Genomic DNA, 228 nt, shown 5'->3' on the forward strand with positions numbered 1-228 from the left:
GACGATCTCCAGCACGTCGGCCAGGCAGCGTTCATCGCCGGCGTTTTCGGTCGTACAGCGACCTGAATGCGGACGCAAAGCCAACCGAGTCTGAGAACTCACCAAGAATGGTTGTGCACAACTAAATTGCGCACTATGTTCAGAGGTGTGACCGCACTTCGTTTGGACAGCCAACTCTGTTTCGCCCTGTATTCGGCGTCGCGGGCGACCACCGCCGCGTACCGTCCG

1 pseudogene is annotated in these 228 nt (G+C 58.8%); it reads left to right on the forward strand.

Annotation, left to right across the window (positions count from 1 at the left end):
• Positions 1–135: 135 nt before the first annotated feature.
• A pseudogene (locus SB754_RS23530) lies at positions 136–228 on the forward strand (MarR family transcriptional regulator); the annotation flags it as partial.

This window comes from Leifsonia sp. SIMBA_070 (genome assembly GCF_046534635.1).
Taxonomy (GTDB): Bacteria; Actinomycetota; Actinomycetes; order Actinomycetales; family Microbacteriaceae; genus Leifsonia.